This is a genomic window from Rhodococcus sp. IEGM 1241 (assembly GCF_033142365.1).
In the GTDB taxonomy this organism is placed as follows: Bacteria; Actinomycetota; Actinomycetes; order Mycobacteriales; family Mycobacteriaceae; genus Rhodococcus_F; species Rhodococcus_F erythropolis.
Genome location: NZ_JAWLSE010000001.1, coordinates 459,369 through 480,570, shown reverse-complemented (window position 1 = coordinate 480,570; position 21,202 = coordinate 459,369). Strand labels below are relative to the sequence as shown.

At 61.7% G+C, this 21,202-nt stretch carries 21 protein-coding genes; 14 read left to right on the top strand and 7 right to left on the bottom strand.

All coding sequences use genetic code 11. The features are described from left to right. Positions 1–144 precede the first annotated feature (144 nt). Together R4P70_RS02200 and R4P70_RS02195 are read right to left on the bottom strand one after the other, a co-directional pair. Positions 145–1,395 carry a Tat pathway signal protein gene (locus R4P70_RS02200; protein WP_317830325.1) on the bottom strand — a complete coding sequence of 417 codons (1,251 nt, stop codon included), beginning with the start codon at positions 1,393–1,395 and terminating at the stop codon, positions 145–147. Positions 1,396–1,397: 2 nt separating this feature from the next. Next, entirely contained in the window at positions 1,398–2,726 is a 1,329-nt protein-coding gene (locus tag R4P70_RS02195; RefSeq protein ID WP_317830324.1) for a lipase family protein, read from the bottom strand. Between the two features lie 156 nt (positions 2,727–2,882). Here R4P70_RS02195 and R4P70_RS02190 point away from each other — a divergent pair, with 156 nt between their 5' ends. Genes R4P70_RS02190 through R4P70_RS02180 form a run of 3 tightly spaced genes read left to right on the top strand, consistent with a single transcriptional unit; the run spans position 2,883 to position 6,331 of the window. Beyond that, complete coding sequence (locus R4P70_RS02190; protein WP_041816310.1) at positions 2,883–3,632, top strand: succinate dehydrogenase cytochrome b subunit; 750 nt, start codon at positions 2,883–2,885, stop codon at positions 3,630–3,632. Then, on the top strand, positions 3,633–5,585 hold the full coding sequence (locus tag R4P70_RS02185; protein ID WP_256063928.1) for a fumarate reductase/succinate dehydrogenase flavoprotein subunit: 1,953 nt from the start codon (positions 3,633–3,635) through the stop codon (positions 5,583–5,585). Continuing rightward, entirely contained in the window at positions 5,582–6,331 is a 750-nt protein-coding gene (locus tag R4P70_RS02180) for a succinate dehydrogenase/fumarate reductase iron-sulfur subunit (RefSeq protein WP_020909463.1), read from the top strand. The genes R4P70_RS02185 and R4P70_RS02180 overlap by 4 nt, the downstream gene beginning before the upstream one ends. Before the next feature lie 3 nt (positions 6,332–6,334). Here the strand turns inward: R4P70_RS02180 and R4P70_RS02175 are convergent, their stop codons facing one another. Continuing rightward, positions 6,335–7,846 (bottom strand): anion permease, encoded by a 1,512-nt coding sequence (locus tag R4P70_RS02175; RefSeq protein ID WP_317830323.1) that lies wholly within the window; start codon positions 7,844–7,846, stop codon positions 6,335–6,337. Positions 7,847–8,439: 593 nt separating this feature from the next. On the opposite strand from R4P70_RS02175, the gene R4P70_RS02170 reads away from it, so the two are divergent. The 11 genes from R4P70_RS02170 to R4P70_RS02120 all read left to right on the top strand — a co-directional run bounded on the left by R4P70_RS02170 (position 8,440) and on the right by R4P70_RS02120 (position 17,341). Further along, positions 8,440–8,991 carry a transglycosylase family protein gene (locus R4P70_RS02170; RefSeq protein ID WP_317830322.1) on the top strand — a complete coding sequence of 184 codons (552 nt, stop codon included), beginning with the start codon at positions 8,440–8,442 and terminating at the stop codon, positions 8,989–8,991. An 85-nt stretch (positions 8,992–9,076) separates the two neighbouring features. Then, positions 9,077–9,811 (top strand): signal peptidase I, encoded by a 735-nt coding sequence (gene lepB / locus R4P70_RS02165; protein ID WP_317830321.1) that lies wholly within the window; start codon positions 9,077–9,079, stop codon positions 9,809–9,811. A 106-nt stretch (positions 9,812–9,917) separates the two neighbouring features. Beyond that, a complete protein-coding gene (locus tag R4P70_RS02160) occupies positions 9,918–10,271 on the top strand; it encodes a VOC family protein (protein WP_317830320.1) in 354 nt (117 codons plus the stop codon). 54 nt (positions 10,272–10,325) lie between these two features. Next, positions 10,326–11,375: a saccharopine dehydrogenase gene (locus R4P70_RS02155; protein WP_317830319.1), complete on the top strand. Its 1,050-nt coding sequence runs from the start codon at positions 10,326–10,328 to the stop codon at positions 11,373–11,375. After that, complete coding sequence (locus R4P70_RS02150) at positions 11,372–11,956, top strand: TetR/AcrR family transcriptional regulator (RefSeq protein ID WP_019745748.1); 585 nt, start codon at positions 11,372–11,374, stop codon at positions 11,954–11,956. The genes R4P70_RS02155 and R4P70_RS02150 overlap by 4 nt, the downstream gene beginning before the upstream one ends. A gap of 21 nt (positions 11,957–11,977) precedes the next feature. Continuing rightward, on the top strand, positions 11,978–12,604 hold the full coding sequence (locus R4P70_RS02145) for an SMI1/KNR4 family protein (protein ID WP_042953173.1): 627 nt from the start codon (positions 11,978–11,980) through the stop codon (positions 12,602–12,604). Continuing rightward, positions 12,601–13,701, top strand: coding sequence for a galactose-1-phosphate uridylyltransferase (gene galT, locus R4P70_RS02140; protein WP_060937833.1), 1,101 nt, complete (start codon positions 12,601–12,603; stop codon positions 13,699–13,701). Before R4P70_RS02145 ends, galT begins: the two co-directional genes overlap by 4 nt. Further along, positions 13,701–14,831, top strand: a complete 1,131-nt coding sequence (gene galK, locus R4P70_RS02135) for a galactokinase (RefSeq protein WP_317830318.1) — start codon at positions 13,701–13,703, stop codon at positions 14,829–14,831. Before galT ends, galK begins: the two co-directional genes overlap by 1 nt. A 119-nt stretch (positions 14,832–14,950) precedes the next feature. Beyond that, complete coding sequence (locus R4P70_RS02130) at positions 14,951–15,400, top strand: RrF2 family transcriptional regulator (protein ID WP_003943059.1); 450 nt, start codon at positions 14,951–14,953, stop codon at positions 15,398–15,400. Between the two features lie 31 nt (positions 15,401–15,431). After that, the gene (locus R4P70_RS02125) at positions 15,432–16,625 is read left to right on the top strand and encodes a globin domain-containing protein (RefSeq protein WP_020971120.1); all 1,194 of its coding nucleotides are present in this window, start codon (positions 15,432–15,434) and stop codon (positions 16,623–16,625) included. A gap of 92 nt (positions 16,626–16,717) precedes the next feature. Then, positions 16,718–17,341 carry a LysE family translocator gene (locus tag R4P70_RS02120; protein ID WP_019745753.1) on the top strand — a complete coding sequence of 208 codons (624 nt, stop codon included), beginning with the start codon at positions 16,718–16,720 and terminating at the stop codon, positions 17,339–17,341. 2 nt (positions 17,342–17,343) lie between these two features. On the opposite strand, the gene paaK is transcribed toward R4P70_RS02120, so the two are convergent. Genes paaK through paaC form a run of 4 tightly spaced genes read right to left on the bottom strand, consistent with a single transcriptional unit; the run spans position 17,344 to position 21,197 of the window. Then, positions 17,344–18,645 (bottom strand): phenylacetate--CoA ligase PaaK, encoded by a 1,302-nt coding sequence (paaK, locus tag R4P70_RS02115; protein WP_019745754.1) that lies wholly within the window; start codon positions 18,643–18,645, stop codon positions 17,344–17,346. A gap of 41 nt (positions 18,646–18,686) precedes the next feature. Continuing rightward, complete coding sequence (gene paaE / locus R4P70_RS02110; RefSeq protein WP_021345849.1) at positions 18,687–19,766, bottom strand: 1,2-phenylacetyl-CoA epoxidase subunit PaaE; 1,080 nt, start codon at positions 19,764–19,766, stop codon at positions 18,687–18,689. Between the two features lie 4 nt (positions 19,767–19,770). After that, the gene (gene paaD, locus R4P70_RS02105) at positions 19,771–20,229 is read right to left on the bottom strand and encodes a 1,2-phenylacetyl-CoA epoxidase subunit PaaD (RefSeq protein ID WP_069145762.1); all 459 of its coding nucleotides are present in this window, start codon (positions 20,227–20,229) and stop codon (positions 19,771–19,773) included. A gap of 50 nt (positions 20,230–20,279) precedes the next feature. Further along, positions 20,280–21,197, bottom strand: a complete 918-nt coding sequence (paaC, locus tag R4P70_RS02100) for a 1,2-phenylacetyl-CoA epoxidase subunit PaaC (RefSeq protein WP_317830316.1) — start codon at positions 21,195–21,197, stop codon at positions 20,280–20,282. Between the last annotated feature and the right edge of the window lie 5 nt (positions 21,198–21,202).

Below are 21,202 nucleotides of genomic sequence, written 5' to 3'. Positions count from 1 at the left end.
GTTGACATTAAATCTTTTTTTATAATACCCAGCGACCTCAGGCGACCAAACCGAGGCGTCCTCTGCAGAGACGGCTGCCCGCCCCGCCAATCCCGTGCGGCGGGGGGCGGCGGCCCGCCCCCCCCCCCCCCCCCACCGCCGAGTTCAGTTGACCGTGATCGCCAGAGTTGCCAGCATGGACCGCAACATGTCCGGCAAGCGAGCGATCATTCTCTGCTCGGTTATCCGAACGGAGACGGGCGCTGCCAGCGTCGCTAGCCACAGTTCCGGTTGATTGTTCATCAGGTTGTTGTAGACCGGGAGCAGCTGACCGTTGATGTAGGTCCAACGACCGTCCCGGTCCGCCCAGTTGAAGTCCGGAAGCGGTGTTTGCACAACGGCATTGCCCACCGCGAACGAGAGCGGGTTCGACTCACGCGGCGGTACGACGCCAGGCATGGACGGTGATGCGGCGAAGGTGGTCAGGTAGGTCAACGAGCGACCGACGCTGCCGCGGTAGGCCTTCGCCTCGTCCCACTGATCACCCACCGACTGGTACTGCTCACGGCGCAGCAGACGCACATTGCCGTCGAAGACCGACTCCGGTGTCCCCGAAGCAATGTTGTCCCACGCGATACGGGCGTTCTCGTCGAGCAGCCCTGCCCGATCGAGTTCGGCGATGCCGTCGACACCGTCGTGAACCCACGCCATGTGCATGGGAATCAGATCCGAGAAGATGTGTTTGCTCATCGCAATCACTTTCCCCTGGAACCACATCACGTCCTCGGGGCGGATGTCGTGGCCGACCTGGAGAAGCGCCGCAACGTCCTCGGGTGCTCCCATCGACGTTGCGACCGGCGACCCGATGCGGTCGATCTCTCGCCACACCAGTGCCATCGCTTCGCTGATCGCTTGGACTTCCAGCACAACCCGCCCGTAGTCCAAGTCGAGGAGTCCACCGGCAAAAGCGGGCCCGACCATTCCGCCCATGCCTGCCCACTGCAGTTCTTGATGCTCGAGCTGCAGTCGCTCGTAGAACTGGAAAGTGTTGGTGAGGTTTCCGAGATTCGCGTGCACACCGTCGAAGGGAGTCCACGAAGCGAGATCGATACCTGCCGACTCCGTCCCGACTGCGAGCCAGTACTGCTTGAGCAGTGTCTGATAGCGGTGCGGAGCCACTCCCGATGCTCGGGCGGTATCGACCAAACTCCGCAGCGTCGCGGAATCCGACGGCAGTGAAGGATGCAGACCCCCCGCGGCTTCGGCGTTTGCGTTCACCGCTTCCAGGTCGAGGTACCTGTCGAGTTCACCAGTACCCGCAGACGCCCGGCCTCCCAGTACGACCGCACCGCCGATGCCTGCCGAAGCGACGAGAACTGTGCGCGCGAAATCCCTGCGTGTCAAAGACTTCCGCATACTCATTTCCCTTCGGCTTCGTCGAACGTCTTCGCCAGCCAGGCGATGTCCTGCATACCCAGCTGATCGGTCACCGTCTTGTACAGGTTGGTCACGTAATCGAGCGGCCCGCACTGCGACGGGAGCAGGTCCACGTCGCCGCCGTCTGCTCGATATGTCTGCGCCAATTGCTCTGCCTCACTGAAGGGAACGAGGAAGTCGTCCTCACAGGAAGAAATCAGAAGCTTCGAGGCCGGCGCCTGCTTTCCCAACGTGTTGTCCGCGTACGCCGCGGCCAGTGCCGGGATCGTTCGGGGCGCCGGGTTGGTGAGCAGGACGTCGAAGGGAACGAACGGGAGTCCGAGGTAGAGCGCCTGGCAGGACGCGCGGAATGCTGCGGCGACGTTGTGACCGATCGGAGTGAGATGATCATCGAGCCGAACGTCGGGGTAGCCCGCGTCGAATCCGAGAATGCTCGAGAAGACGAAGCCGGAACCGATCCCACCGGCCGCCGTCTCCTCGAATGTTGCCGGGTCGATCATCATCGCCTGGATGGCGCTGGCCTGTACGTTCAGTTCCGGCGCGTAGTCATGCGCCTGTTCCGCGGCAAAGCCCGCTGCGACACCGCCGCCGGCGACACCGTAGATGCCGACAGGGGTGTCTGATTCGAGGCCGGCGTCCGGAAGCGCGAGTGCTGCCCGAACGCCGTCGAGCGTTGCCTTGCCCGAGAACTGTCCGATCGAGAACGGATGGGGAGCAGTGTCGCCGTCGTTGCCGACGTCGCTCATCATCACTGCCCAGCCGTGACCGAACATCTGGGCCACCGGGCCGAGCGCCGAGAACATCGCCGGGTCGCTCTGATTGCCGCCGGTCCACTGGTGACTTGGTGCGCAGTTCGCCCCCAGGCTGTCGTTCGCTTCGGCGTATCCGATGATCTTGCGATCGCCTGGCGCAGTTCCGTCCTCGGGAATCATCAGAATTCCGGTACTGATCACCTGGCGACCGAAGTGATCAGTGGTTGTGTACATGAGTTGGTGAGCCGAGACCACGTCCGGGCGGACCTGGTAGACCTGAACACTGACCGGACGCGCTTTGAGAAGAGTTCCGGGGGCGGTGCCGGGCTCGATTTCGGGCTCGTCGAACCACGGATCGTCGGACGAGAGCCCGAGTGGCGTCAATTCGGTAGAGATATCAGCGCCTTGAAGTGCCTTCACGACCAACGGGTTGAACACGTCGGCCAGGTCGACGGTCTCCTGCGCACCAGCCGGCGACCCCACCGCAAACAAGGCCACTGCCAGGGCCGATGCCGTTCCGGCGCGCCATGACCACCGTCGCCACGTCGAGTCAAACATCGTTCACAGGTTCCTTACTTTCGGGTAATGAGCACCCCTACACTCCCATTCACCTGCATTAACAGACAAGTCGGGCACCGATCCGTTGGCCGAAAACCTCGATCGGGCTTAGGCTGACGGCACCTGTCCGGCAAGTCTGGCGTGGGAGGTTTGTCTGTGAGTGCTCCGACCCGTGTATCGCGAGCTACCGGCGATTCACCTCGCGCTCGACCGCGGCCGTCCAATATCACGTGCAAAATTCTGATGGCCGTGACGGGACTGATCTTCGCCGCTTTCGTGCTCGTCCACATGATCGGAAACCTGAAGGTCTACACCGGGGCCGATCACTTCGACGACTACGCACACTGGCTACGCACAGTGTTCGAACCCTTCCTGCCATACGAGGGACTTCTGTGGATTCTTCGCATCGTTTTGCTCGCGTCATTGGTCGCACACGTCTGGTGCGCCTGGTTGCTCACCGTCCGTGGCCGCCGAGCTCGAGGGAAGTTTCGACGTAAAGGCTTGGGAATCAAGTCCTTTACCGCGCGCACAATGCCCGTCACCGGAGCAGTGCTGCTGCTGTTCGTCATCTTCCACATACTCGACCTCACGACCGGAACCCGACCCATCGGCAGCGCCGAGTACGAAGCAGCCACGCGCACGCAGAGTTACGCATACGACAACCTGATCGCCAGCTTCGAGCGTCCACTGGTGGCGTCGTTCTACATCGTCGCGATGGCTCTGCTGGCAATGCATCTCGCGCACGGACTCTGGAGTGCGGTCAACGATCTCGGCGTGACCGGCCAACGGCTGCGCCAGATTGCCGTTGCACTCTCCGGAATCTTTGCGCTCGTCGTGATGGTCGGAAACATGTCGATCCCCATCGCGGTGATGACCGGCGTCATCTCGAAGACAGGAGCGTCATAAGTGAACAGCTTCGAACTCGACGATCTGCGCAGCATCGGGACGCCGGTGGACGGTAAGGTCCCGGCCGGCGATCCGGAGACAGCCTGGCCCACTCGCAAACTCGACTACAAGCTCGTCAGCCCGCTCAACCGGCGCAAGTTCACGGTCATCGTCGTCGGTACCGGACTCGCCGGCGCGGCCTGCGCCGCCTCACTTGGTGAACTGGGCTACCACGTCGAATCCTTCACCTTCCACGATGCACCGCGCCGTGCACACAGCGTCGCCGCGCAGGGCGGCATCAACGCCGCTCGTGCCCGAAAGGTGGACAACGACAGTCTCGCCCGCTTCGTGAAGGACACCGTCAAGGGCGGCGATTTCCGCGGCCGCGAGGCCGACTGCTTCCGACTCGCAGAGGAATCCGTACGCGTCATCGATCACATGAATGCCATCGGAGCACCGTTCGCCCGTGAGTACGGCGGCACTCTCGCTACCCGATCCTTCGGCGGCGTACAGGTGTCGCGCACGTACTACACGCGCGGGCAGACAGGCCAGCAGTTGCAGATAGCGTCGTCGCAGGCACTGCAACGTCAGATCGCAGCCGGAACGGTCAACCTCCACACCCGAACCGAGATGCTCGATCTCATCGTTTCGGACGGCCGAGCACAAGGGATAGTCACACGCGATCTCGTGACCGGTGAGATCGGCGCCACCACAGGCCATGCCGTCGTACTGGCCTCCGGTGGGTACGGCACCGTGTTCCACAAGTCCACACTTGCGAAGAACTCCAACGCCACCGCCGCATGGCGAGCGCACCGACGCGGCGCGCTGATTGCCTCACCCTCGTTCATCCAATTCCATCCGACGGCACTTCCCGTCAACTCCGAGTGGCAGTCGAAAACCATTCTGATGAGCGAATCACTACGCAACGACGGCCGGATCTGGGTACCGGCCAAGCCCGGAGACGATCGCGAACCAGGCGACATTCCCGAAAATGAGCGCGACTACTACCTCGAGCGCAAATATCCGGCGTTCGGGAACCTCTCTCCCCGCGACGTCTCTTCACGGGCCGCCCGCGAGCAAATCGACTCCGGTCACGGCGTCGGCCCTCTGAAAAACAGTGTGTACCTTGATTTCCGCGACGCATTGGCACGGCTCGGCCGCAAGACCATCGAGGAGAGATACGGAAATCTGTTCTCGATGTATCGCGACGCCACCAGCGAAGACCCCTATACGGTGCCGATGCGCATCGCCCCCGGAGCCCACTTCACCATGGGAGGACTGTGGAACGACTACGACCAGATGACTTCCATCCCCGGCTTGTTCGTCGGTGGTGAGGCAGGGTGGGGATACCACGGGGCCAACCGCCTCGGCGCCAATTCGTTGCTCTCGGCATGCGTTGACGGCTGGTTCACCCTCCCGTACGCGATTCCGAATTATCTTGCGCCGCTACTCGGATCCGCAACTCTCGAACTTTCCGATCCCGCTGTGACGGCAACGCTCAGTGACGTGAGCGGTCGGGTGGACCTGCTGCTCTCGGTCGGCGGAACACATGGCCCCGACAGGTTTCATCGACAACTGGGCGAGATCCTCTATGCGGGTTGCGGTGTCACCCGAACGGCCGAAGGCTTGACCAAGGCCATCTCCGAAATCCGAGCATTACGAGGCGATTTCTGGTCGAACCTACGAGTCGCCGGCAGCGGAAACCAGTTCAACCAGGAGCTGGAAAGGGCCGGCAGGGTAGCCGATTTCCTCGAACTCGCCGAACTGATGTGCGTCGACGCTCTCGATCGTGACGAGTCCTGTGGAGCCCACTTTCGTGCCGAACATCAGACTCCCGACGGCGAAGCGCAGCGAAACGATCAGGACTGGTGCTTCGTCTCCGCGTGGGAAACCGCCAAGGACGGCAGACACATTCGACACGACGAGCCGTTGTCCTTCACCGCTGTTCCACTGCAGACGAGGAACTACGTATGAAAATCACCGTGGACGTGTGGCGCCAATCCGGACCGGACTCGTCCGGTGCATTCGACACCTACCAAGTAAACGACGCGACAGTGGAGATGTCACTGCTGGAACTTCTCGACCGACTCAACGACCAACTCGTGGAGAGCGGCAACGAACCCATCGCCTTCGATTCCGACTGCCGAGAAGGGATCTGTGGATCCTGCGGCATCACGGTCGACGACGTTCCCCATGGGCCGGTTGCGAACACTCCCACGTGCCGTCAGCACCTGCGCAGCTTCTCCGACGGTGACCGAATCAAACTGGAACCGTTCCGCTCCGCCGCTTTTCCGGTGGTCCGCGACCTCGTGGTCGATCGTTCGGCTCTCGACCGGGTCCTCGAAGCCGGTGGCTATGTATCGGTCAATGCGGGAACTGCACCAGACGCGGACAGTCAGCCACTCTCGCATCAAAGTGCCGAAGCTGCACTGGACTTCGCCGCGTGCATCGGCTGCGGCGCTTGCGTGGCAGCCTGCCCCAACGGTGCCGCGCACCTCTTCACCGGGTCCAAACTGACCCACCTGTCCCTCGTCACGCAGGGCCGCAACGAACGTGGCAAGCGGGCCCGAGCGATGTCGCACCAGATGGAGGCCGATTTCGGGCCGTGCTCGACCTACGGTGAATGTGCAGAGGTGTGTCCCGCGGAGATACCGCTGACCGCGATTGCCGCTGTCAACAAGGAATCGATGCGATTCGGATTGCGGCGCAAGGACAACTGATCGTCACCAGGCGCCGATCAGCTTCATCCACGCGCCGCCGATGATCGTCCAGATCAGGATGATCACGACGCTCATCACGAAACCGATTCGGAACCATTCCGAGGTCTTGATGTATCCGGAACCGTAAATCACTCCGGCCGGACCGGACGCGTAGTGCGAGATACCGCCGAACAGGCTGCCGATGAAGCCGAATACCAGGGCTGAGAACAGCGGCGGTGCACCGGTTGCCACCGCCGCGCCGAGAAACACCGCGTACATCGCGACGATCTGCGCGGTGTTCGACGCAAACAGATAGTGCGCGTAGAAGTACACCAAGGTCAGGATCGCAAAAGCCCAGATCCACGGCAAACCGTCGACACTCGAGGAGACCTGGGTTCCGATCCACGAGATCACGCCGAGTTCTTCGAGATGGCTTGCCATACCGACCAGAACGGCAAAGAAGACGAGCGTCTGCCACGCCCCGGTGTCGTGGACCAGGTTGTTCCACGTCAGCACCTTGGTCACCAACAGGATGCCGATTCCGACAAATGCTGTTGTAGTGGCATTGACGTTGAGCTGCGAGCCCAGGCACCAGAGCACCAGCAGCAGAACGAAGGTGGCGGCCATGATCCTCTCGTTGCGGCTGATCGGACCTGCCTTGCGCAGTTCCTCCCTGGCTTGCTCGGGTGCTTTCGGAGTCTTCAACATCGTGGGCGGGAAGATCTTCGACATCACCCACGGGATCGCGATGAGACTCGCAATTCCCGGAACCGATGCTGCCAGCGCCCATTTGCCCCACGAGATGTCGATGCCGATCTTGGCAGCCGCATCGACGGCGACGGGGTTACCCGCCATGGCGGTGATGAACATCGCGGAGGTCACGACGTTGACTTGCAGCGACGTGAGCAGCAGATATGCTCCGAGCTTCTTGCGAGAATCCTCGGGCTCGGGATTGGAGTCCTCCAACTTGCTCAGTGAGACGATGATCGGATAGACGACGCCACCGGCGCGGGCGGTGTTCGACGGTGTCGCCGGAGCAAGTATCAAGTCCGTCAACGCCATTCCGTACGACAATCCGAGGCTCGACTTGCCGAGTTTGGTCACGAACATGAGCGCAACCCGTTTGCCGAGTCCAGTGACCAGAAAGCCTTCGGCAATGAAGAACGATGCGACGATCAGCCAGATCGTGGTGTTACTGAAGCCGGACAACGCTTCTGTCGGCGTCTCGGTCTGGGTGATCATGGCGATCGACAGGCCCACCAGCGCCACCGAACCCGTCGGCAGGGGTTGCAAAATCAACGCCACGATGGTGCCGACGAAGATTCCGAGCATGTGCATGCCCTTGGGATCCACACCGTCCGGAACCGGCATGAAATAGATGATCAAGCCGAGGATGACGGGCACCGCAGCCGGGTAGTACCGCCTGAGCACCGATTGTTTCGACGGCTCCGTCGGCGGTGTGTTGGCCGGCGGTGTCTTTGCCGGCGGTGTCGTTCCAGCGAGAGACTCGGTGCTTTCGGATTTGGCCTCGGACATGTACATCTCCTCGACTTCTCGCCCCAGGTGATCGCCCCAGATCATTGTCCCCCAAACATCCGGTTTTCGTGCGGTCAATCGAAGGTCGAGAGAATGCCCTCCTGCGGTATCCGATTCTCTGGATTCCGCAGGAGGGCTCATCCCGGGGCGCAGACAGCGGCCCGGGGCGCGACACATCTCCCTCATAAGGGTGCGCCAATCGATCAACAGGAGGCGCCGGCGTGCCGCAAGCTTGAATCTCGGAGAGACCCTGTTTCGGTGTTGTTTCAGCATGCCAATCGGCGCTCGTCTGCACATGGGTCGAATGGCCTGTTCAACTACCTGTTTCCGCTCAGCACCGAGTACACCGACGTCTTGTATCGGTCCCCAAAACAGGTATGTAACCGGGTAATTGAGCCGTTGTCGGCAAGCGTGTGAGACCGCGAATCTAGTCACGCCTCCGAACTGCAATCTGGAGACGAGGCCTTCACAGTCTGTCCACCTCAATCACATTTCAGCACTGACGATTTCGTCTACCGCGATATGCAGCAGAACACTCGATCCGCACGCCGAGCCGAGATCCCTGTCCCGTCAGACCGATCAAGGAAAATATCATGGGAAACCACCGGAAAAACAAATGTTCACACACCAAACGATTCGTCACGATAGCCGCAGGAGCAGGCGTTCTGACAATTGGCGGCGCAATCGTCAACACCGGCGTAGCCAGTGCGCACGACTGGTCGCAGGTGGCCATGTGCGAGAGTTCCGGCGACTGGAACATCAACACCGGCAACGGCTTCTACGGCGGACTTCAATTCACGCAGTCGACGTGGGATGCATACAAACCGGCAGGTGCACCGGCTCGCGCCGACTTGGCGTCGACAGCCGATCAAGTCGCGGCCGCGGAAGCAACCCTCTCAGCTCAAGGCATCGGCGCGTGGCCGGTATGTGGCGCTTACCTAGGTTGGGGCGGCACCACCCCTGATTCGACAACCTCGGCTCGATCGTCGGTAGGTTCAGCGGGCGACACTGTGACAGTCTCCGAGGGCGATACGTTGTTCAACCTTGCTGCTGCGAAAGGTATTCGTTGGCAGGATGTTTGGGTCATGAATGCGTGGATTGCCGATCCCGACCAGATCCGTGTGGGTGATGTGATCCGATACTGAAGCAAATCGGCCGACAAAGCAGACCCTCGAATCGAGAACGTCGGTATCGGGCCGCCGACTGGTTGCGCCATCTATTGTCGGGAATGTGACGGAATCCGACGCCCACGAAGACTCGACTGAACCGACGACGGCTGATCACCCGAGAAAACGTCCACTGTGGCGTGAGATTCTCATCCTCGTTGTCGTCGCACTTGTCCTGAGTGTTGTCATCCAGAACTTCGTCGGACGCATATTTCTGATCCCGTCGGAGTCCATGGAACCGACGCTTCACGGATGCACCGGCTGCACGGGAGACAAGATTTTTGTCGACAGAATCAGCTATAGATTCGGGGATACACAGCCTGGGGATGTGGTCGTGTTCAAGGGACCCGAATCCTGGAACGACGAGTATCAATCCATTCGATCGGACAACTCGGTGGTCCGGGCACTTCAAGGACTCGGATCCATCGTCGGTTTGGTCCCGCCGGATGAGAACGATCTCGTGAAGCGGGTAATCGCGGTCGGTGGGCAAACCGTGCAGTGCCTGTCCGAGGAAGAGGGGCTTCGAGTGAACGACAAGCCGCTGACCGAGCCGTACATCGACAATCGCATTCCGGGCAACGGTACCTCTTGTCAAGGACCGTATTTCGGGCCTGTCACGGTTCCCGACGGGAACCTGTGGGTGATGGGCGACAACCGCGCCCATTCGAAGGATTCACGTTTCCATCTCGATGACGAACGCAGCGGAACGGTCCCGATCGACAATGTCATCGGCAAGGTTCAATTGATCGTCCTTCCCTTCTCGCGGTGGGGCACCGTGGGCTCGTTCGATCCGCAGTGACAGATCGAATCAGCCAGTTAGCCCGCATCTTCGGACGGCACAGTCGACATGACCCCGCTTTCGGACGATCATCGAGCACATCTGTTGCCGAGGGTAGGAGAACCACATGCGTGCACGACGCATCACCGCCAATCTCAAAGTCGCCGATGTCGGAGCCGCCAAGAGTTTCTACTCCGACTATCTCGGCCTGAGCACCGAAGAGTTCAACATGGGGTGGGTCGCTCGCTACACCTCTCCCGACACCGGCGCGAACGTACAACTCGTCACGCACGACGCCACTGCAGCCGACGACTCGGTCATCTCCGTCCACACGGACGACGTCGACGGCGCCTACGAAGAGGCCCGAAGACTCGGATACGAAATCGTGCACCCCATTACGACCGAAGAGTGGGGTGTTCGCCGATTCCTCGTCCGCGCACCCGACGGCAACGTCGTCAACATCGTGCGACACCGGGACTGAGCACTGGAAAGACTCCATTCGACGTTTTAGGTCATTTGACCTAGAGTTGAGTGCATGACCGATTCATTGCAGTATTCAGCCGACGGCCCCATCCTCGTGGCAGGCGGATACGGAACCGTGGGCAGCGCCCTGACCGCCTTGCTCGCCCCCGACTTCCCACTACTCCTCACCGGACGCACCCCCGAGCGCGGCAACGAACTGGCCAGCCGTCACGGCGCTTCCGTTCGCCGCTGGGACCTCCTCGACCCGACGCCCTTCGACGCGTCCGTACGCGCGGTCGTGTCGACGGTCAACGATCCCCACGATCGTGTCCTGTGCGCCGCCGTCGAGGCCGGGATTCCCTACGTGGACATCACCCGCTGGACAACCCGCGTCGCTCGCGCCGCCACTCTGGCGGGTCAGAAGTCGCCGAGCGCACCGGTGTACCTGTCGTCTGGATGGATGGGCGGAGTCACCAATGTCGTCGCCGCAGCGCTGGCCGAGGAACTGGGTGGCGCGAGCACGATCGACGTCTCGATTCGCTACGACGTCAACGACATTGCCGGGCTCGACTCCGTCGACTTCATTGATCGTCTCGGCCAGGATTTCGAGGTGATGCAGCAAGGAAACCCGATCACCGTCAGCCCGTTGACGGATACACGCTGGGTCGACTTCCCCGGATCGCGCACCAAGGTCGGAAGAATCGACACTCCGGAACAATTCACGTTCCCCATGACCCTGGGCGCCGAAACTGCCAGCACTCGAATAGGTTTCAGTTCGCATGCATCCACAACTGCGCTGCTCGTCGCCAAGAAGGTGGGTCTGTTCCGTTGGGGTCGCGGCGACCGCTTCACACCGCTACGACGCGGACTCCTGTACTCGCCTGGCAAGGGCGGGAGCGCGCAAGTACGCATCGACGTCACCGGCCCGAGCGGCACGACAAGCGCAACAATCGTCGACCCGCAGGGCCAAGCTCACCTCACCGCGGTGGGCGGCGCGCTTGCCGTCAGACAAGCCTTGGCCGACGATGCCCAGCCTGGAGTCGCTTTCCCCGAGTCGCTTCCGAACCCGCGCCGCACCGTCTCCGAGTTGGAGAGCTTCGGGGTGGCAGTATTGCGGGCATGACCCCCTCCAAGGGCGCCGCCCGCGCGGAAGCACTTCTCGACGCAGCAGAACAGGTCCTCGCCACGCAGGGCAATGCCAACTCGGCGATGCGCGATTTCGCAGCCGCAGCCGGAGTGCGGGTGGGGCACCTGCAGCACTACTACCCCACCCGTGCAGATCTCATCCGCGCAGTCATGTCACGGGCATTGACCCGCTCACTGGATCGCCTTGCCGTCGTCACGGATACGGATCAGAGTCTTTCCCGTGAGGAATCCGAACACTTCATCGGAGTCCTGCTCGGAGAACAGGACGACCAGGCCACGGTGCGTCTGTACGTCGAAGTATGGGCCATTGCGGCGGCGGACCAAGAAGTGGCGGTCGTGGTTCGAGACTTCTACGCGCAGTACATCGCACACGTAGAGCGCGCTGTTGCGTGTGCGCAACCGGATCTGGATGCGGCGGACCTGGGCGCGGCAGCGCAGACCATCGTGAGCCTGCTCGAGGGTTCTGCAATTCTCCGATCGGGAATCACCGGCCGAAAGTCCGAGGCTTCGGACCGAAAGCTCGTGGACACACTGCAGTACCTGATTCACGGGTCCTGACTCGGACGTATCGTAAAGCCCATGAGCGTTGCAAACGAATGGAGCCGAATCGAAGCGTGGTGCCGTACACACGCACCGGTGACGGCTGCAGCGTTTCAGCCAGGGCTCGGTGACGCCGTTATCGAGGAATTCGAAGCGTCGACCGGCGTCACGTGGCCCCAGGAACTTCGCGAGCTGTATCGGGTGCACAACGGCAGCCTGACCCACGACGACCGGACCGGGCTCTTTCTCGGCAGCGTGCTTCCCGACAAGTTCTTCTACCCCATCGACGTCGCAACCGAAGTTCGACTCACTCTGCTCGAAACGTGGGACGAGACGATCTACGAGAATCCGGACCTCTACGCCGAGGACGAGATGGATCGACACGATCAACGCGACGCAGGCACTGCCGCAACCATGTTCATCCCCTCGTTCCTTCCCTTTGCCGGACTGGACGAGTACCACTACTTCGTGGACACACGAAACGGCGCACTCCATCATTGTGTGACCGAGTATGCGTCGGACGCCACTGACAACGGCGGTCCGATCTGGGCGTCCATCTCGGTCATGTTGGGCGCCCATGCCGCAGCGTTGGAAACAGGATCCACGATCGGAGTGTGGAAACCCGTTGTCAGCAAGGGTGTTCTGGAATGGGAAGTCGACGCATGACACCCAAGCCGGATCCGACCCGTCGTACCCTCGCCGACGGGCGTCAGATCTTCTACTTCGACGATGCCGGCCGTACCCGCGCCCACTCTGCGCGAGATTCCCGCGAATTGCCGGCTCTCGACCACTCGTCTCGGATGAGGTTCGACGTTCTCACCGGGGAGTGGATCACCATGGCTTCGCATCGCATGACACGGACACATCTCCCCTCCGCCGCCGAATGCCCGTTGTGCCCGACCAACGAAACACGCACGCCCACAGAGATACCCGACGGAGACTACGACGTCGCGGTGTTCGAGAATCGGTTTCCGAGCTTTGCCGCGGCACCCGAGGAAGCCATTGACGGTCCCGGAGACGGTGTGGGTGATCGCCCAGCTGTCGGCCACTGCGAAGTGATGTGTTTCTCGAGCGATCACACGGCGTCCGTCGGCGAGCTTCCACTCGAACGCATGCGTACGATTGTGGGTGCATGGATCTCTCGGACCGAGGAGTTGTCGGCGGATCCGGTTGTGGAACAGGTGTTCTGCTTCGAGAACCGCGGCGAAGAAATCGGGGTGACACTCACCCATCCGCACGGACAGATCTACGCATACCCGTATGTCACGTCACGCACCCGATCCATGTTGACGCAGGCGGACAAACACTTCGAGCGCACCGGTCGCTCACTGCTCGCCGATGTTCTGGCGTTCGAGCGCGAGGACGGGGCCCGGTTGATCTACGACGGCGATCACTGGAGCGCCTACGTCCCGACCGCCGCACGATGGCCCATCGAGATTCACCTGGCACCGCACCGAGACGTCCCGGACCTTCCCTCGTTGAACGACCAAGAGCGCGAGGAGCTTGCGGTCGTTTACCAAGATCTCCTGCGCCGTATCGATCGCTTCTATCCGGGCGTCGATCGGGTACCGTACATCGCGGCCTGGCACCAAGCTCCCGTCCGCATCGACCGACCTCTGGGTCGACTGCATCTTCAGCTGTTCTCGATCTTGCGCGCACCAGGCAAGCTCAAATACCTCGCCGGGTCCGAGTCCGCCATGGGCGCCTGGGTGAACGACACCATTCCCGAGGCAGTCGCGGCCCGCCTACGGGAGTTGAAATAGTGGATACCGTCTCGAAACCATCTGTGCTCCAACAGTTTCACGACGCCTATGGCTATCCGGCAACCGGAGCCTGGGCGGCACCCGGTCGAGTCAACCTGATCGGTGAACACACGGACTACAACGGTGGATTGTGCCTACCGGTCGCTCTCGAGCAGCGAACGCTGGTTGCCGTCGCACTGCGCACCGACGGGGTCGTCCGCGTGCACAGTCGGCAATCCGACGAGACATACACCGGGCCCATCGGCGACATAGCAGCAGGATGGGCCGCCTACCCCACAGCCGTTCTGTGGTCTCTTGCGCGCCGAGGCCTCCCGCTCGGAGGAATCGATCTGGCAGTCGACTCGTCGGTACCGGTCGGGGCCGGGCTGTCGAGTTCCGCTGCCCTCACCTGTTCGGTTGCGTTGGCCGTCAATGAACTTCACGATTCACCATTCACCCGCGATGAGCTGGTACAGGTGTGCATCCAGGCGGAGAACGACGGCGTCGGCGTACCGACCGGTGGGATGGATCAAACCATTGCCCTCTTTGCCCGACCCTCGACTGCGCTCCTGTTGGACTGCCTGGACGGATCCACCGAACCCATCCCTTTCGAACTCCACGGTGCGGGGTACGAACTGATCGTCATCGACACTCGGGTCAAACACTCGCTCGCAGACGGACAGTACGGGTTGCGACGCTCTCAATGCGTCGATGCAGCAGCAGCTATCGGCGTCGGCAGCTTGCGAGAGGCTACTGCAGACCAAGCCGAAACAGTGCGAGACCCGATCCTCCGGGCGCGGGCACGGCACGTCGTGACCGAGATCGAACGGACACGGAAGACCGCAGAGCTTCTGCGCAGCAACAGATTCAGCGACGTCGGCGAGCTGTTCGACAACTCCCACGCGTCGTTGCGCGACGACTTCGAGGTCTCGTGTGAAGAACTCGACGTCGCCGTTGCCGCAGCACGACGCGGCGGCGCGATCGGTGCGCGGATGACCGGCGGCGGATTCGGAGGTTCGGCCATCGCATTGGTTCCGGAAGGAAGTCATGCGGAGGTCATCGCGTCGGTGAGCCGCGACTTTGCGGCGCGGGGTTGGCGAGCACCCCACTTTCTCGACGGCGTTGCCGGGGGTTCGGCCGCCCGCCTCTGAGCGAACGGCACGTTCAGCGCACTGGAGGCGCCGAACGTACCGTTCGCCCTGGTTGGGGCACCTCGAGATCCCCCTCACATAAATAGTCATCTCAGATGCGAATTATGTAGGTTCAGATCATGCAACTGACGCAGTTCACCGATCTGGGATTGCGCGTCGTCATGCGGTTGGCCGTACTCGACGCGGATGCCTCCCCCAGTACCCGGGATGTTGCGCAGCAGCTCAACGTGTCGTACTCCCATGCCACCAAGGTGGTTACACGGCTCGGTGAGCTTGGCATCGTCACAACCAGGCGTGGTCGCGGCGGTGGGCTTTCCATCACCGAACTCGGCCGCACCGCCACCATCGGCTGGCTGGCCAGACGCCTCGAAGGCCCGGGTGAAGTCGTCGACTGCGAAGGCGACAAACCGTGCCCACTTCGCGGCGGCTGCCTCCTTCGGAGCGCTTTGCGCGAAGCACAGGAAGCGTTTTTCGTTTCACTCGACGCGGTCACGATCGAAGACGTCATCCGGCAGCCGTCCAAAACTGTCCTGCTACGCCTCACCACCCGGAGCGACGAAGCAGGCTGATCAATCGAATTTCGACCGAACGGAGCAGCTCATGCTTTCCCCACAGTCAACCGAGGTCATTCGCGCCACCCTTCCCGTGGTCGGCGCCGCCATCGGCGATATCACAACCCTGTTCTACCGCAAGATGTTCGACGCACATCCTGAACTCGAACGTGATTTGTTCAATCGCGGCAATCAGAAACAGGGCGAACAGCAGAAGGCTCTCGCCGGCGCCATCGCGGCATTCGCGACGCTTCAGCTCGAGCCGGACAGCGCCAAGGTCGATCTCATACTCTCACGCATCGCGCACAAGCATGCGTCGCTGGGAATCACGCCCGACCAGTACGCAATCGTGCACGAACACCTCTTTGCCGCGATCGTCGAAATACTAGGCGATGCAGTCACTCCCGACGTCGCAGCAGCCTGGGACGAAGTCTACTGGCTGATGGCGGAAACCCTCATCACGATGGAGCGTGGCCTCTACCAACTCGCCGGCGTCGACGCCGGTGACGTCTGGCGCACGGTCAGGATCAGCGAACGAGTTCTTCAGTCCGCCGATACCGTCTCCCTGACGCTCACTTCGCTAGACGGCAGTGCACTCCCCACCTTCGCACCCGGACAGTATCTTTCGGTCGGGGTTACGCTGCCCGACGGCGCTCGCCAGATCCGCCAATACAGCCTGTGTTCGATACCGAGCAGCGCAGACTGGCGGATCAGCGTCAAGCGAATCTCCGGTACTCCTGATGGCGAAGTGTCGAACTTCCTCTACAACAACGTATTCGAAGGTCAGGAACTCTCCGTCACCACGCCTTTCGGTGATCTCACCATGCCGGATGACAACTCACCTCTCCTACTCGCGTCGGCCGGAATCGGTTGCACACCGATGATCGGGATGCTCAATCATCTCGTGGACACCGGCGCTGAGCGTTCGGTCTCTGTCATTCATGCTGATCGATCCATCGCGGACCATGCTCACCGCGCGGAACTCAGCACACTCGTCGACAAGATTCCCGCCGCAACTTTGCATCGTTGGTACGAGGATCTCGGCACGCACGTGGCGTTCGGATCTGTTCACGAAGGACGGGCGGATTTGCAAGACATTGCAGTGGAGCCCGATACCCAAGCCTTCCTCTGCGGGCCGATGCCGTTCATGTTGGCGATGCGCGCATCGTTGCTCGAAAGGGACGTCCCGGCGCAGAATATCCACTACGAGGTATTCGGGCCCGACAGCTGGGCCAACACCTGAGCGGACCACTGCCTGCGAACTGGACCTTGGCGCGCCACGGTAATCCCTTGTGTACTCGACGGAACATACGTACCGAGTAGTGGGAGACCGACATGATCACGTCAGCGTCGATGACGGGAGTCGCGCTGATAGCCCTGGCGATGGTTCTGACACCGGGCCCCAACATGATCTACCTGGTGTCACGCAGCATCAGCCAGGGCCGCCGGGCAGGCTTGATCTCGCTCGGCGGAGTCGCAACCGGTTTCCTGGTCTACCTCGCCGCCACGTGCGCTGGACTGACAGCGGTTCTCTTCGCCGTACCCACGGTGTTCACCGCGGTGAAAATCGGCGGCGCCCTGTATCTGGCCTATCTCGCCTGGTCGACGCTCCGACCAGGTGGAAAGTCCGCCTTCGAGGTGGGCGAAGTCGACCGCCACGGTAGCGGCCGTCTGTTCGGGATGGGGTTGACCACCAATCTGCTCAATCCCAAGATTGCGCTGATGTACGCGGCCCTGATCCCCCAGTTCGTCGATCCCACTGCGGGCCCGGTCTGGCAACAGGCACTCGTACTCGGCGGCGTGCAGATCCTGGTCGCAGTCACCGTCAACGCGTTGATCGTGTGCTGTGCGGCGGCCGTGTCGACCTTCCTCGTGGCACGTCCGGTGTGGATGCGGGCTCAGAAGTGGCTAGCTGGTGGCATTCTCGGAATCTTCGCCACCCGCATGGCCCTGGAGTAATTTCAGTCCTTCGGGCGTTGGTCGATCAGCCGACGCGCTTTACCGATCGAGCGTTCGAGTCCGCCGGGTTCGAGAACGTTTACCTCGACCGTGACACCGATCTTGTTCTTCACCAGCTTCTGCAATGCAGACGACGCTGCCGCATGGTCCGAAATTGCCGCGTCTGGGCGAGCCTCGACGCGAACTGTCAGGGTGTCCATACGACCCGGGCGCTCCAGCACACACTGGAATTGAGGCGCGAGGGCGGGGACCGTCAGGATCAGTTCTTCGATCTGTGTGGGGAACAGATTGACCCCACGCAGGATGATCATGTCGTCGGTCCGGCCGGTGACCTTCTGCATCCGTCGCATCGAGCGCGCCGTCCCGGGCAACAGACGGGTCAGGTCCCTGGTTCGGTAGCGAATGATAGGCAGCGCTTCCTTGGTGAGCGAGGTGAAAACAAGCTCACCTTCCTCTCCGTCCGGCAGCACCTCACCCGTGACCGGGTCGATGATCTCCGGGTAGAAGTGGTCTTCCCAGATATGGAGCCCGTCTTTGGTTTCCACACATTCCATTGCCACGCCCGGGCCCATGATCTCGGAGAGTCCGTAGATGTCGACGGCGTGCATGTCGAGTTGTTGTTCGAGCTCGGTACGCATCTGTTCGGTCCACGGCTCCGCTCCGAAAACTCCAACCCGCAGCGAGGTTTTCGAAGGATCAATACCCTTCTTGATCATCGCATCCACGATGGTCAACATGTACGACGGCGTCACCATGATCGCGTCGGGTTCGAAGTCCTCGATCAGTTGGATCTGCCGCTCGGTCATGCCGCCGGACATGGGAATGACCGTGCAGCCCAAACGCTCCGCACCGTAGTGTGCTCCCAACCCGCCGGTGAACAGACCGTACCCGTAAGCCACGTGCACCTTGTCCGAAGACCGCACGCCGCCGGCCGAGAGACTGCGCGCGATGAGATCGGCCCAGTTGTTCAGGTCGTTGCTCGTGTACCCCACCACCGTCGGGCGACCGGTGGTCCCCGAAGACGCGTGAATTCGCGAGACCTTGTCCTGGGGCACCGCAAACATCTTGAACGGATAGTTCTCACGCAGATCCGCTTTGGTGGTGAAGGGGAACTTCGCGAGATCGCTCAGATCCTTCAAGTCACTCGGGTGGACGCCGGCGTCGTCGAAAGCTTTGCGGTAGTGCGGAACATTGGTGTACGCGTGCATCAGTGACCATTGCATCCGCTCGAGTTGGAGCGTCGAAATGCGGTCCCGGCTGGCAAATTCGATTTCTTGCGAAGTAGCAGTGGCGAGTTCGGTCATGATTGTCTCCGGTGGGCTCAGTGAGGGCGCTGTGCGGGCGGTCAGGCGTCGAAATCGACTGTTATCTGTTCACCGACAGGAAAGGTCTGGCAGGTCAGCACGAAACCCGCGGCGACTTCGTAGTCTTCGAGGGCGTAGTTCCTGCGCATCTCGATATCACCGCAGGTGACCTTGGCGCGGCAGGTTCCGCACACTCCGCCCTTGCACGCGAAGGGCAGATCCGAGCGGTACTGTTCGGCCGCATCGAGAATCGACTGGTCGCGTGGCAACGTCGCGGTGGTCGATCGACCGTCGAGAGTAATAGTCACCTCGCTGCTCGGTCCGACAATTCCGCGCTCACGATGCACTGCAACCGGCGGAGCGACGTCGTCGACGTAGAACAGCTCGTGATGGATGCGATCCTTGGCAATTCCCAAGCCGGCCAGCACTTCCTGGGCGTCGTTGACCATCCCGAAGGGGCCACACAACCAGAATCCGTCGACTTGGTCGCACGGCACGAGAGAGGTGAAGATCTCACGCAACCGGTCGGCGTCGAGACGGCCCGAGAACAACTCGACCTCTCTCGGCTCGCGAGAGAGAACGTGAATGACGTCCAGGCGTGCACCGTACCGGTCCTTCAGGTCGGCGATTTCTTCGGCGAACATCACCGAACGAGTACGCCTGTTCCCGTACAGCAGGGTGACATCGGCCTCGGGGTTCGCCAAAAGTGTTGCAGCGATGGAAAGCATGGGCGTGATGCCAGAGCCCGCCGCGATCAGAACGTGCCGTCCACCCAGTGCCGGATCGGCGACAAAATTGCCCGAAGGGCCCTGGACGTCGATCTGATCCCCGGCCTTGACGTCGCGCACCAACCAGGTGGAGAAGAGCCCGTCTGCTACTTCGCGAACCCCCACACGTGGAGACGCCCCTACCGGTGCACAGATCGAGTAGGAACGACGGTGTTCGACGCCGTCGATCATCCGCCGCAGTGTCAGTGACTGCCCGGCGCCGAAATCGAATTGATCGGCGATATCGGCAGGCACGTCGAAGGTGACGGCAACTGCGTCGTCGCACAGTGATTCGACACCGGCGACCGTCAACGGGTGAAAGGGTTTGTTCCGGTTCGTCGTTGCGGTACTCATCTGTTCAGATCTCCTTCACGTGATCGAACGGCTCGAGGCAGTCGAGGCAGCGATACAGCGCTTTGCACAGGGTCGCACCGAATTCCGAACTCAGTCTGGTGTTTGCCGAACCGCACTGGGGGCAGAGGATGTCGCGGGGCTTGGCCGTCAAGGTCAATGCGATCGGCCCCGAGGTGCGGCGCGGCGCTGCCCCCGGCACCGAGTACCCAGCCGTCCGAAGTTTCGCGAGCCCCTCTTCGCTGATCCAATCCGAACTCCAAGGCGGCGACAGTTGAGTCTTGATCTGGACGCTGCCGTATCCGGCGTCGGTCAGTTTGTGCTCGATGTCGTCTCGCATCGTCGCCATTGCGGGGCACCCAGAATAGGTGGGAGTGATTGTCACACAGACGAAGTTCGCTTCGACGTCGACCGATCGGATGACGCCGAGGTCGGCCAGAGTAAGCAGTGGCATCTCCGGATCCATCACCGAGGCGACGATCTCCTGCGCGGAAGAGACGGTGGTGGCAGCCACGGTCACCACACCCCTTCCGGGTGCTCCCGAGCGACGCTCTGCATTTCGGCAAGAAGTAGTCCCAGCGCCCCGGTGTGCAGTCCGGCACGTCCGCCGCGGCCGCCGACGAAACCGGAGAAACGTGAAGGGGGCTCTTCCATTTCGGCCGCATGGAGGACCTGGGCAAGAACAGCGTCGAACTCCGGCCGAACAGTACGCGGATCCACTCCGACGCCAACTTCTGCCAAAACGAGTTCGTCCTGAGTGGGAACAAAGAGTTCGTCCACGAACGGGAAGATCTCGAGCAAAGTGTCGGCCGTCCGACGCTTGGATTCTGCCGTGCCGGCGCCCAAGGTGACGACCCATCTTGCCGCGTAGTCGCGGTGATAGGTCAGTTCCTTGACACCTTTGTTCGCCACAGCTGCGAGAACCGGATCGCGCGACATGCGCAGCCGATCGAACAGCGCCAGCCGCCAGGTCGAGAACACGAGTAGCCGAACGACCGTGTGCGCGAAGTCGCCGTTGGCGAGTTCCACCAGTCTCACGTTGCGGAAACCGAACTGATCACGAAAGAAGGCGAGCGCATCTTCGGCCGGCACCGGTGACGTATCGGAGATGAACGGAACCACAGTGGAATCGGCTGCTGCCGCGCGAGCCAGCAGCAGCCTGGCCTGCCCGATCAAGTCCAGGCCGACGTTGGCGAGAGCTACCTCTTCTTCGAGTTCCGGTGCTCGCGTGGACCATTCGGCGAGTCGTTGCGAACTGACGAGCGCGTCGTCACCGAGCATGAGGCAGTAGCGCGCCAGCGCACCGAGATCGACGTCGCCGGGCACCGTGGTGTCGACTCCGGCGAGGGGGTCGTCGAAGCTGGTTCCGAACGCCCACTGACCGTGGCCGTCACCGTCGACCAGGCCGTCGTAGGCACTGTCGTAATCGTTCATCTGTT

Bases quoted from the DNA above. Each gene is read 5' to 3' on its own strand.
- R4P70_RS02200 (WP_317830325.1), bottom strand. From the start codon at position 1,395: ATGCGGAAGTCTTTGACACGCAGGGATTTCGCGCGCACAGTTCTCGTC.
- R4P70_RS02195 (WP_317830324.1), bottom strand. From the start codon at position 2,726: ATGTTTGACTCGACGTGGCGACGGTGGTCATGGCGCGCCGGAACGGCA.
- R4P70_RS02180 (WP_020909463.1), top strand. From the start codon at position 5,582: ATGAAAATCACCGTGGACGTGTGGCGCCAATCCGGACCGGACTCGTCC.
- R4P70_RS02175 (WP_317830323.1), bottom strand. From the start codon at position 7,846: ATGTCCGAGGCCAAATCCGAAAGCACCGAGTCTCTCGCTGGAACGACA.
- R4P70_RS02170 (WP_317830322.1), top strand. From the start codon at position 8,440: ATGGGAAACCACCGGAAAAACAAATGTTCACACACCAAACGATTCGTC.
- R4P70_RS02160 (WP_317830320.1), top strand. From the start codon at position 9,918: ATGCGTGCACGACGCATCACCGCCAATCTCAAAGTCGCCGATGTCGGA.
- R4P70_RS02155 (WP_317830319.1), top strand. From the start codon at position 10,326: ATGACCGATTCATTGCAGTATTCAGCCGACGGCCCCATCCTCGTGGCA.
- R4P70_RS02150 (WP_019745748.1), top strand. From the start codon at position 11,372: ATGACCCCCTCCAAGGGCGCCGCCCGCGCGGAAGCACTTCTCGACGCA.
- R4P70_RS02145 (WP_042953173.1), top strand. From the start codon at position 11,978: ATGAGCGTTGCAAACGAATGGAGCCGAATCGAAGCGTGGTGCCGTACA.
- galT (WP_060937833.1), top strand. From the start codon at position 12,601: ATGACACCCAAGCCGGATCCGACCCGTCGTACCCTCGCCGACGGGCGT.
- R4P70_RS02130 (WP_003943059.1), top strand. From the start codon at position 14,951: ATGCAACTGACGCAGTTCACCGATCTGGGATTGCGCGTCGTCATGCGG.
- R4P70_RS02125 (WP_020971120.1), top strand. From the start codon at position 15,432: ATGCTTTCCCCACAGTCAACCGAGGTCATTCGCGCCACCCTTCCCGTG.
- R4P70_RS02120 (WP_019745753.1), top strand. From the start codon at position 16,718: ATGATCACGTCAGCGTCGATGACGGGAGTCGCGCTGATAGCCCTGGCG.
- paaK (WP_019745754.1), bottom strand. From the start codon at position 18,645: ATGACCGAACTCGCCACTGCTACTTCGCAAGAAATCGAATTTGCCAGC.
- paaE (WP_021345849.1), bottom strand. From the start codon at position 19,766: ATGAGTACCGCAACGACGAACCGGAACAAACCCTTTCACCCGTTGACG.
- paaD (WP_069145762.1), bottom strand. From the start codon at position 20,229: ATGGATCCGGAGATGCCACTGCTTACTCTGGCCGACCTCGGCGTCATC.
- paaC (WP_317830316.1), bottom strand. From the start codon at position 21,197: ATGAACGATTACGACAGTGCCTACGACGGCCTGGTCGACGGTGACGGC.